At 70.3% G+C, this 9,904-nt stretch carries 7 protein-coding genes and 2 pseudogenes; 4 read left to right on the plus strand and 5 right to left on the minus strand.

Annotation, left to right across the window (positions count from 1 at the left end; translation table 11 throughout):
• Positions 1–919 (plus strand): polyphosphate kinase 2 (gene ppk2 / locus AD428_RS16900; RefSeq protein ID WP_053245949.1); only part of this gene is annotated, 919 nt, incomplete at its 5' end.
• Between the two features lie 113 nt (positions 920–1,032).
• Here the strand turns inward: ppk2 and AD428_RS16905 are convergent.
• The 3 genes from AD428_RS16905 to AD428_RS16915 all read right to left on the minus strand — a co-directional run bounded on the left by AD428_RS16905 (position 1,033) and on the right by AD428_RS16915 (position 3,378).
• Positions 1,033–1,413, minus strand: a complete 381-nt coding sequence (locus tag AD428_RS16905) for an RNA-binding S4 domain-containing protein (protein WP_053245950.1) — start codon at positions 1,411–1,413, stop codon at positions 1,033–1,035.
• Positions 1,414–1,570: 157 nt separating this feature from the next.
• Positions 1,571–2,551: a tripartite tricarboxylate transporter substrate binding protein gene (locus AD428_RS16910; protein ID WP_053245951.1), complete on the minus strand. Its 981-nt coding sequence runs from the start codon at positions 2,549–2,551 to the stop codon at positions 1,571–1,573.
• Entirely contained in the window at positions 2,548–3,378 is an 831-nt protein-coding gene (locus AD428_RS16915) for an amidohydrolase family protein (RefSeq protein ID WP_082308469.1), read from the minus strand. The genes AD428_RS16910 and AD428_RS16915 overlap by 4 nt, the downstream gene beginning before the upstream one ends.
• Positions 3,379–3,503: 125 nt before the next feature.
• On the opposite strand from AD428_RS16915, the pseudogene AD428_RS16920 reads away from it, so the two are divergent.
• Positions 3,504–4,389 (plus strand): annotated as a pseudogene (locus AD428_RS16920) (LysR family transcriptional regulator).
• 113 nt (positions 4,390–4,502) lie between these two features.
• Positions 4,503–6,317 (plus strand): annotated as a pseudogene (locus AD428_RS16925) (ABC transporter ATP-binding protein/permease); the annotation flags it as partial.
• An 81-nt stretch (positions 6,318–6,398) separates the two neighbouring features.
• Here AD428_RS16925 and AD428_RS27145 read toward each other — a convergent pair.
• Complete coding sequence (locus AD428_RS27145; protein ID WP_200908057.1) at positions 6,399–7,202, minus strand: aspartate dehydrogenase; 804 nt, start codon at positions 7,200–7,202, stop codon at positions 6,399–6,401.
• Positions 7,203–7,332: 130 nt separating this feature from the next.
• Positions 7,333–8,283, minus strand: coding sequence for an adenosine deaminase (locus tag AD428_RS16930; RefSeq protein ID WP_053245953.1), 951 nt, complete (start codon positions 8,281–8,283; stop codon positions 7,333–7,335).
• Between the two features lie 298 nt (positions 8,284–8,581).
• Here AD428_RS16930 and AD428_RS16935 point away from each other — a divergent pair, with 298 nt between their 5' ends.
• Complete coding sequence (locus AD428_RS16935) at positions 8,582–9,901, plus strand: lytic murein transglycosylase (RefSeq protein ID WP_235490677.1); 1,320 nt, start codon at positions 8,582–8,584, stop codon at positions 9,899–9,901.
• The last annotated feature ends 3 nt before the right edge of the window (positions 9,902–9,904 follow it).

The raw sequence follows: 9,904 nt of genomic DNA on the forward strand, positions 1-9,904 counted from the left end.
GCCGGCGCACGATGCGCTGCGGGCCGTCATCGACGCGCTCTCGCCGGACGACGCGCGCGCCGTGCACCGCGCGCTGCTCGAATCGGAGGCGTCGGCGCGATCGGAGGCGCCGGGGCGCGCCGCGAGGCGCAATCCCGACGAAGAGCTGGCGGCGGACTGGCGCGAAGGCATCTATCCGTACCGCCATCGCATGCTGCGCCGGAACTACGAGAAGCAGAAGTACCGGCTGCAGGTGGAGCTGCTCAAGCTGCAGGCCTGGGTCAAGGCCACCGGCCAGCGCGTGGTGATCCTGTTCGAAGGGCGCGATGCGGCCGGCAAGGGCGGCACCATCAAGCGCATGATGGAGCACCTGAATCCGCGCGGCGCGCGCGTGGTGGCGCTGGAAAAGCCCTCCGACACCGAGCGCGGCCAATGGTATTTCCAGCGCTATGTGCAGCACCTGCCCACTGCGGGCGAGATCGTCATGTTCGACCGCTCCTGGTACAACCGCGCGGGCGTGGAGCGTGTCATGGGCTTTTGCTCGCAGGAGGAGTATCTGGAGTTCCTGCGCCAGGTGCCGGACTTCGAACGCCACCTGGTCAACAGCGGCATCCACCTCATCAAGTTCTGGTTCTCGGTCAGCCGCGAAGAGCAGCGCCGCCGTTTCATGCAGCGCAAAGTGCACCCGCTCAAGCAATGGAAGCTCAGCCCCGTGGACCTGGCCTCGCTGGACAAGTGGGACGACTACACCCGAGCCAAGGAAGCGATGTTCGCGCATACCGACACGGCCGACGCGCCCTGGATCGTCGTGAAGTCGGATTGCAAGAAGCGGGCCCGTCTCAACGCCATGCGCTACGTGCTCAGCCGGCTGCCCTACGAGGGCAAGAGCGCCGGCCCGGAGATGGCGATCGATTCGCTGATCGTGGGACGCGCGCTGTAGGCGGGACGGCGGAGCATCGGGGGCGGAGGGCGGGGCGTTCTTCCCCTCGCGGCGAATCCGGACCATCCGCCCGGCGATGCGCGCCGCGCGAACGCGGAAATACCCGGCGCGCGCTAGCGCCCGCGCATCCGGTCGATGAGCCGCCGGTCGCGCTTGGTGGGCCGGCCCTCGGCCAGGTCTTGCGCGGGTTCGGGAGCCAGGCGGCGCATCTCGGCCGCGCGCTCGCGGGCGGCAATGCTTTCGGGCGTTTCTTCGTAGAGCAGGCGCGCCGCGGGAGCCGGGCCGCGCACACCGCTCAGGGCGCGCACCCTGACGTGGATGGGCGGATCTTCCTTGCGCACCGTCACCAGGTCGCCCGGCGCGACCTCGCGCGCGGGCTTGGCCGGCTGCTGGTTGACGAAGACGCGGCCCTTGCCGATTTCCTGCGCGGCCAGGCTGCGCGTCTTGTAGAAACGCGCCGCCCACAGCCATTTGTCGATCCGGAGTTTTTCCATCTGTGCCTCGGAATGCCGATGGGCCAATGATATCCGGACGCGCGGGCTTGCCGCCCTCCACGAGGGCGCGTTTCTTGCCTCGGGCGGCAAAAAAAGCGCCCCGAAGGGCGCGGCAGTGCCGGCATGCCGGCAACGGGGCGGACTCGCCCCGCAGCACTCAATCCAGCTGGATGTTCGATTCCTTGACGACCTTCTGCCACTTGGCGATCTCGGCGCGGCGGAAGGCGTCGAGCTCGGCGGGCGTGGAGCCGATGGGCTCGGCGCCGATGCCCGCGAGCTGTTCCGCGATGGCGGGGTCTTTCAGCACCTTGGCCAGCGCCTGGGAAACCTGGTCGACGATTTCCGGCGGCGTGCCGGCGGGCGCGAAGACCGCGTTCCATTCATACGACTCGTAGCCCGGCACGCCGGATTCGGCGATGGTGGGCAGGTCGGGCGCGGTCTTGGAGCGCTCGCCGCCGCCCACGGCCACGGCGCGCAGCTTGCCGTTCTTCACGTGCTGCCAGGCCGAGCCCATGCTGGCGAACATGACGGGCACCTGGCCGGACATGACGTCGATCATGGCCGGGCCGCCGCCCTTGTAGGCCACGTGGTGCAGGTCGGTCTTGGCCAGCAGGTTGAAGAGTTCGCCCGCCAGGTGCTGGGCCGAGCCCGGGCCGGCGGAGGCGAAGTACACCGGCTCTTTGGCGCCGGGCTTGCCCAGGCGGATCAGGTCGGCCACGGTCTTGACCTCGTAAGAGGGCGTCACGACCAGCACGTTGGGCACGCGCAGCAGCAGGGACACGGGGGCGAACGCGGCCAGGGTGTCGAACTGCATCCTGGAATGCAGCGCCGGATTCTGCGCGTGGTTGGAGGCATCCAGCATCAGCGTGTAGCCGTCGGGCTTGGCCTTGGCGACCACCGCGCCGCCGATCATGCCGCCCGCGCCGCCGCGGTTCTCGATGACCACGGGCTGGCCCAGTTCGGCCGCCAGCTTGGGGCCGATCAGGCGCGCCACCACGTCCACCGTGCCGCCGGGCGGGTAAGTCACCACCAGCGTGATGGCACGCTCGGGGTACGCGGCCTGGGCCGCGCCGGCGGCGGCCAGCAGGGCGGCGGCGGCCAGGCCGCGGCGCATCAGGCGTTTGAGCAGGGAAGTCATGGGGTTTCTCCTTGGAATTGGAACAGTCGCAGGGGCGTGTCCGCGAGAATGGCGTGGCGCTGGACGGGGTCGTCGATCCAGGCGTCCAGCCATTGCACGGCGGCCGGGTAGGAGGCCGCGTGGCGGTGCTCGGTGTGGGGCCAGTCGCTGCCCCACATCAGGCGGTCCGCGGTATAGGCGTCGAGCAACTGGGCGGCCGCGGCCCGGCCCTGGCTGGCGCAGTCGTCCGCGTTCCAGTTGCGGTAGGGGGCGGACAGCTTCACCCAGACCCGGCCGGAGTCGGCCTGGCGCAGCAGGTAGCGAAAGCCCGGGTCCGCCGTGCCCAGCGCCGGATCGGGACGGCCGAAGTGGTCCACCACCACCTGGCATCCCTCGGCCAGCAGCGCGGGCAGCAGTTCGGGCAGGCGCGCCGCCTGGATGTGCGCTTCCACGTGCCAGCCCAGGGTGTTGGCGGTTTGCAGCACGCGGCGCCAGCCGGGCGAAGACAGGTCGGGCACGGGCAGGCCGATGAGGTTCAGGCGCATGCCCATCACGCCCGCGCCGGCCAGCCGGCGCAGCTCGTCTTCGCGCGTCTGTTCGTCCACCACCGCCACGCCGCGCAGGCGCTGCGGTTCGGCCTGCAGCGCCTGTTCCATATAGCGGTTGTCGGTGCCCAGGAAACTGGGTTGCACCAGCACGCCGTGGCTCAGGCCGTGCGAGTCCAGCAGGGCCAGGTAATCGGCGAGCGAGGCGTCGTAGTCGGGCGTATAGCGGCGCGCGGCGGTCAGGGGCAGACCCTGGCGGAACACATGCGCGTGGGTGTCAACGGCGGGGCCGAAGGGGGGCAATGCTGTCTCCTGGAACCGCGCCGGCAAGGCGGGCGCGGCGCTCGTTTCTCGTATGAGGCGGGATTCTAGGAAGAACGGTTATAGTTTTCTATTCAGTAAAAAGGCTTTATTCATATTGAATTGATATGGAAACCCGGCATCTGCGCTATTTTCTGGCGGTGGTGGACCATGGCAGCGTGAGCCGCGCCTCGGCCTGGCTCGGCATCGCCCAGCCGGCGCTCAGCCAGGCCCTGCGCCGCATGGAGCAGGATCTGGGCGTGCGGCTCTTCGACCGCTCGCGCCAGGGCGCCTCGCCCACCCCCGCGGCCCTGTCCATCCTGGAAGACGTGCGCGCCAGCGTGGCGCGCATCGATGCGGCGGCGCAGCGGCGCAGCGAAAGCGGGCGCGCGCCGCCGGACAGCTCACGGTGGGGGCTGGTGTCTTCGGCGCTGTTCGACACGCTGCCCCGGGCGCTGCGCGCGCTGCGGCGCCAGCGCCCGGGGGTGCGTGTCATCCTGCGCGAAATGAGCAACGCCGAGCAGGCCGAAGCCCTGCAGACGGGTGAAATCGACATCGGGCTGATGCATACGGGTGGCGGTGGGCGGCCGCATGCGCGAGCGCCAGCTCCTGCGCGAGCGGCTGGTGGCGGCGGTGCCCGACGAGTTCGAGGCCGAGGCGGACGGCACGGTGACGCTGGCCCGCATCGCACGGGCCGGGCTGGTCATGTACCCGCAATCGCAATTGCCGGCGTTCTACGCGGGCATTCTCGATGCGCTGCGCAGGGCCGGCCATGAAGCCCATGTGGCGCAGGAAGCCAACCGCACGCTCACCGTGCTGGCCTGCGTGGCGGGCGGCTGCGGCGTGGCGCTGCTGCCGAGCTGGATCCGCTCGCTGAATTTCAGCGGCGTGCGCTTCTGCGAAGTGCGCGACGGCCAGGACCTGCCCAGTTTCGACCTGAGCGCCATCTGGCCCGCGCGCTCGACGCCCACGCTGGCCGACCTGTTCGCCAATCTCGATTTGCGCGCGGGCTGAGCGGCCGCCGTTTTTTTCGCCGGACGCTTAAGCCACGCTTAAGGCGGCGCCGCGGCCGGAACTCGGCCCCGCCGCCTCGTCTAACCAGGAAACCGCAAGCAAGGTTTCCGCCCATGACCCTCGACTGGAATCAACAGCTTGCCCAGAGCGCGTGGTGGCTGCTGCGCGCCTTCGGCATCTCGGCCGCGCTGCTGGCCGCGCTGGCCTGGGTGCTCTCGCGCACCACCGGCTGGGGCCGCAAGTTCGGGCGCCTGGCCTGGCCCTACCTCAACCCGGCGCGCGACTGGCGGCCGCTGGCCACCGTGGCGCTGCTGCTCTTGCTGGCCATGTTCGCGGTGCGCATGACCGTGCTGTTCTCGTACTGGTACAACGGTTTCTACAGCGCGCTGCAGTCGCTGGACGCCAAGGCGTTCTGGCATTTCCTGGGCATATTCTCGGTGCTGGCCGCCGTGCACGTCGCGCGCTCGCTGGCGGACAGCTACGCCGGGCAAGCCTTCGACATTCATTGGCGCGTGTGGCTGAATGACTGGCTCACGCGCGACTGGCTGGACGAGGGCGCTTATTATCGCAGTCATTTCGTGGACGAGCCGGTCGACAACCCCGACCAGCGCATCGAGCAGGACATCGCCGCTTTCGTCACCGGCTCGCGCACGCTGGCCATCGGCGCACTGAGCGCCATGGTGTCGCTGGTGGAATTCACCGCCATTCTCTGGAGCCTGTCGGGCGCGCTCACCCTGGCCGGCGTGGAAATCCCGCGCGCCATGGTGTTCCTGGTGTACCTCTACGTGCTGGCGGCGACCTGGCTGGCCTTTCGCATCGGCCGCCCGCTGATCCGCCTGAACTTCCTGTCGGAAAGGCTCACCGCCAACTTCCGCCATGCCCTGTTGCGCCTGCGCGAAAACGCCGAGAATGTCGCCTTCTACCAGGGCGAGGGCGTGGAGCGCGGCACGCTGTGGACGCGGTTTTCCGCCTACATCGCCAACCTGTGGGCGCGCGTGTACCGGGGGCTGAAGTTCGACGGCTTCAACCTCTCGGCCAGCCAGGTGGCGGTGGTGTTTCCGTACATCATCCAGGCGCCGCGCTTTTTCAGCGGCGCGATCAAGCTGGGCGACGTGATGCAGACCTCGCAGGCTTTCGGCCAGGTGCACGACTCCCTATCGTTCTTCCGCACCTCTTACGATGCCTTCGCGCAGTATCGCGCCACCCTGGACCGCCTGAACGGCTTTCTGGACGCCAACGCGGCGGCGCGCGCGCTGCCCGCGCTGCGCGCCGAGCCGCTGGACGATGGCCTGGAGATGGACGGCATTGCCGTAACGCGCCCCGACGGAAAGCCGCTGGTGCGCGATCTGTCGCTGCGGCTGTCGCCCGGCCAGGCGCTGCTCATCAAGGGCCCTTCGGGCAGCGGCAAGACCACGCTGCTGCGCGCGCTGGCGGGCCTGTGGCCCTATGCGCAGGGCCGCCTGCGGCGGCCGGCGGGCGAGCAGGCGCTGTTTCTGTCGCAGCGCCCCTATCTGCCGCTGGGCGACCTGCGGGCGGCGCTGGCCTATCCGGGCCTGCCACGGGGCGGCGCGGACGAAGACGAACGCATGGCCGCGCTGCTGCGCGACGTGAATCTCGCGCACCTGCTGCCACGCCTGGACGAGGTGGCGGACTGGTCGCGCGTGCTTTCGCTGGGTGAGCAGCAGCGCCTGGCGTTTGCGCGCGTGCTGTACAACCGGCCGGCCATCGTGTTCCTGGACGAAGCCACTTCGGCCACCGACGAAGGTCTGGAGCACATGCTCTACGCCCTGCTGCGCGAGCGCCTGCCGCACCGCATGCTGGTGAGCGTGGGCCATCGCGGCACGCTGGACGCATTCCACACGCACGGGCTGGCGCTGGACGGCGAAGGCGGGTGGACATTCGGGGCCGTGCCGGCTCCGGCCTGCGCCGCCGGCCATTCGGGGCGCGCGGCGGCGGCGGGCGGCAGGCAGCGCCCGCGGCGCTGGATGCCGTGCAGCCGCCGCCGGATTTCAGGTGCCCATGCGCAGCGGCGCGGTGAGCTTGCGCAGCGCGGCCACCACGCTTTGCGCCGTGATGCGGCCCGTCTTGGGATTGGCCGAGGGAATGTTCTGGATCTCGACCGAGAACGACGCCGCGTCGGACTCGACCTCCACCCGGTGCACGTTGCGCTCCAGCGTGGGGTCGGCCCAGATTTCGAGCGTGGTGAGGTCGGGGCCGATGCCCGCCAGCGAGACGCTGACCGCCACGTTCAGGTTGGCGGGAAAGCCCACGGCGGCTTCGCGCGGCGAGCCGCGGAAGATCAGGCGCGGCTCGGTGACGTCGGACAGGTCGATGCGGTTTTCCACCAGGTAGGGCGCGCCCGCGAGCCCCTTGGGCGGCTTGCGGGTAATCATGGTGACCGAATGGATGACGCCCTCGGCCGCGGCCGTGATGGCGTCCAGCCCCAGGATGGCGCCCGAGGGCACCATGATCTGGCCGCCGCTGTCGCGGGCCAGGCCGATGAGGTCGTCGTGCTGGAGCAGGGCGCCCGCGCTCAGCACCACCAGCCGCTTGCCGGCCGCGAGCGCGGGCTCGGCGATCTGGCGGAAGACGGCGGCGGGCGCGCATTCGACCACGATGTCGCAGAGCTCGTGCAGGCGCTCCAGCGTGGTGTAGCGGGGAGCCTCGCCGCGCCAGGCGAAGGCCGGCGGGGCGTCGGGGTTGCGGACCGCCACGGCGGCCAGCGACAGGCCGGGCAGGCCGGCATCCAGGGATTGCGCCACGGACTGGCCGATGGCGCCGAAGCCGGCGATGCCGACGCGATAGTGGTTCATGGAGATGGGCACGGTGATGCCGCGGCGCGCCGCGGCGGGGTTGCGGGGCGGGTTGCCGCCCTGGAAGACACAGCGGCCCACTTTAGTCAGCGGGCCGGCATGCGTCAATGCGGAATGCCCGCAGGGCCGTCTACCCGGCGAGGCGGGCGTCCAGGCTGTTGGCGGCCAGCGCCTCGGCCTGCGCGCGCGACATGCCCAGGTGCTCGCGCAGGGCGCGGAAGTTCTCGTTGACGTAGCCGCCGAAATAGGCCGGGTCGTCGGAATTGACCGTGACCTTCACGCCGGCGTCCAGCATCGACAGGATGTTGTGCCGCGACATGTGCTCGAAGACGCACAGGCGCGTGTTGGACAGCGGACATACGGTGAGCGGCACCTGCTCGTCGATCAGCCGCGCCATCAGCCGCGGGTCTTCGGCGGCGCGCACGCCATGGTCGATGCGCGCCACCTTCAGCAGGTCGAGCGCCTCCCATACGTATTCCGGCGGGCCTTCCTCGCCCGCGTGCGCCACGGCGGCCAGCCCCTCGGCGCGCGCGCGTTCGAACACGCGCTGGAAAAGCCGCGGCGGAAAGCCGCGCTCGCTGCTGTCCAGGCCCACCGCGATGAAGGCGTCGCGGTAGGGCAGCGCCTCGTCCAGCGTGCGCTGCGCGTCTTCCTCGGGCAGGTGGCGCAGAAAGCTGAGAATCAGGCCGCTCGTCACGCCCAGCCGCTCGCGCCCGTCGGCCAGCGCCTGGCCGATGCCCTCGAACATGGCGCCCATGGGCACGCCGCGGCTGGTGTGCGTCTGCGGGTCGAAAAAGGGTTCGGTGTGCACCACGTGCTGTTCCCGGCACTTGAGCAGATACGCCCAGGTCAGGTCGTAGAAGTCCTGCGCCGTGCGCAGCACGCCGGCGCCCTGGTAGTAGAGGTCCAGGAATTCCTGCAGGTTGTGGTACCGATACGCGGCGCGCAGCGCGTCGATGTCGGGCCAGGGCAGCGCCACGCGGTTGCGCCGGGCCAGTTCGAACAGCAGCTCGGGCTCCAGCGAGCCTTCCAGGTGCATGTGCAGCTCCGCCTTGGGCAGGGTGTCGAGCCAGTCTTGCATGGGAACTCCAGAATCCGGTTGGGGCGAGACCGGGGCGGACGCGCCGGCGGCGGCCGGCCCGGGGCGGCAGTGCTCCGATTATTCTCCGCCATCGCGCACGGCGCAACGCGGCAACCCGCAAGTGTCATTCACGATGGCGCCGATGAGGGAGCGGGCCGGCGCCGCGTTCGATTTCGCCGCCGCCTCGCGTTACCATCGCGGCTGATCCCGAATTTCCAGGATAGCCATGCGTCAGAGCCTAACGCGTTTTCGAATCTCGTCCCGTTCCCCGGTCCTGCTGGCATTGACGGCGGCCGCATTGGCTGGCGCCGCCCAGGCCCAGTCGCCGTCATCGGCCACCGGCTCGCGCTTGCAGCCGGCGCCCGCCGCGTCTGTGCCCGGCGCTGCGACGGCGGCCGCGCCCGCCGCCGCTCCCGCCATCATCGCGCCCACCGAACTGGACACCAAGGCCTGCCTGGCGAAGCTGCGCAAGGGCGCGGCCGCCAACGGCCTGAGCGCGGCCGACTGGGACAAGTACACCGCCGGCGCGCAACTGCTGCCCGCCACCGTGGCTTCGGCCAAGGCCCAGCCCGAAGGCCGCGAGAGCTGGTGGGACTACATCGCCAAGACCGTGGACGACGAACGTGTGGCCGACGGCCGCGAGGTGCTGGCCAGGTACGGCCCGCAACTGCAGGCGATCGGCCAGCAGTACCAGGTCGATCCGGCCACGCTGGTCGCCATCTTCGGCATCGAGACGAACTACGGGCGGCAGGTCGGCAAGACCAATGTGCTCGATGCCTGGCTCACGCGCGCCTGCACCGAGAACAAGCCCCTCTGGGAAAAGAACGCCTACGCCTCCGTGCGCCTGCTGCGCGACGGGGTGGTCGCGCCCGATGACTTCATCGGCTCGTGGAGCGGCGCGTTCGGCATGACGCAGTTCATCCCCACGTCGTTCTACGAACTGGCGGCCGACGGCGACGGCGACGGCCGCATCGATCTTTATCACTCGCTGCCCGACGCCCTGGCCTCCACGGCCAATCATTTGCGCAAGCGCCGCGCCAAATGGACGCACGGCCTGCCGGCCGTGATCGAGGTGCGGGTGCCGCCGGCGCTGGCGGCGTCCATTCCTTCCGCGCCCGACGCGGAATACGTCGGCTCGCAAGACCGCCGCAGCCTGGCGCAATGGGCGCAGGCCGGCGTGACGCTGCCCGGCGGCCGTCCCCTCGAGCTTGCGTCCGGCAACGACGAGGCGGCCTACCTGTTCGCGCCCACGGGCGCCAAAGGCCCCGTGTTCCTGGCCACCGTGAATTTCGACGCCATCCAGCACTACAACCAATCGCGCCGCTACGGCCTGGCGGTGTCGCTGCTGCTCAACCGTCTGCAGGGCGGCCCGGCGCTCGCCACGGCCTGGCCCACCGACGACCCCGGCCTGTCGCGCGCGCAGATCCGCACGCTGCAGGAAATGCTCAACAAGCTGGGCCACGACGTGGGCCAGCCCGACGGCATTCCGGGCGCCAAGACCCGCGAGGCCGTGCGCGCCGAACAGGAGCGCCGCAACCTGGCGCAGGACGGCCGCGTGGGCAAGCGCATCTACGATCTGCTGAAGGCCGACCCGGCCGCGGGCGGGCAGGGCGGCTGAACG

The organism is Achromobacter sp. DMS1 (assembly GCF_001270295.1).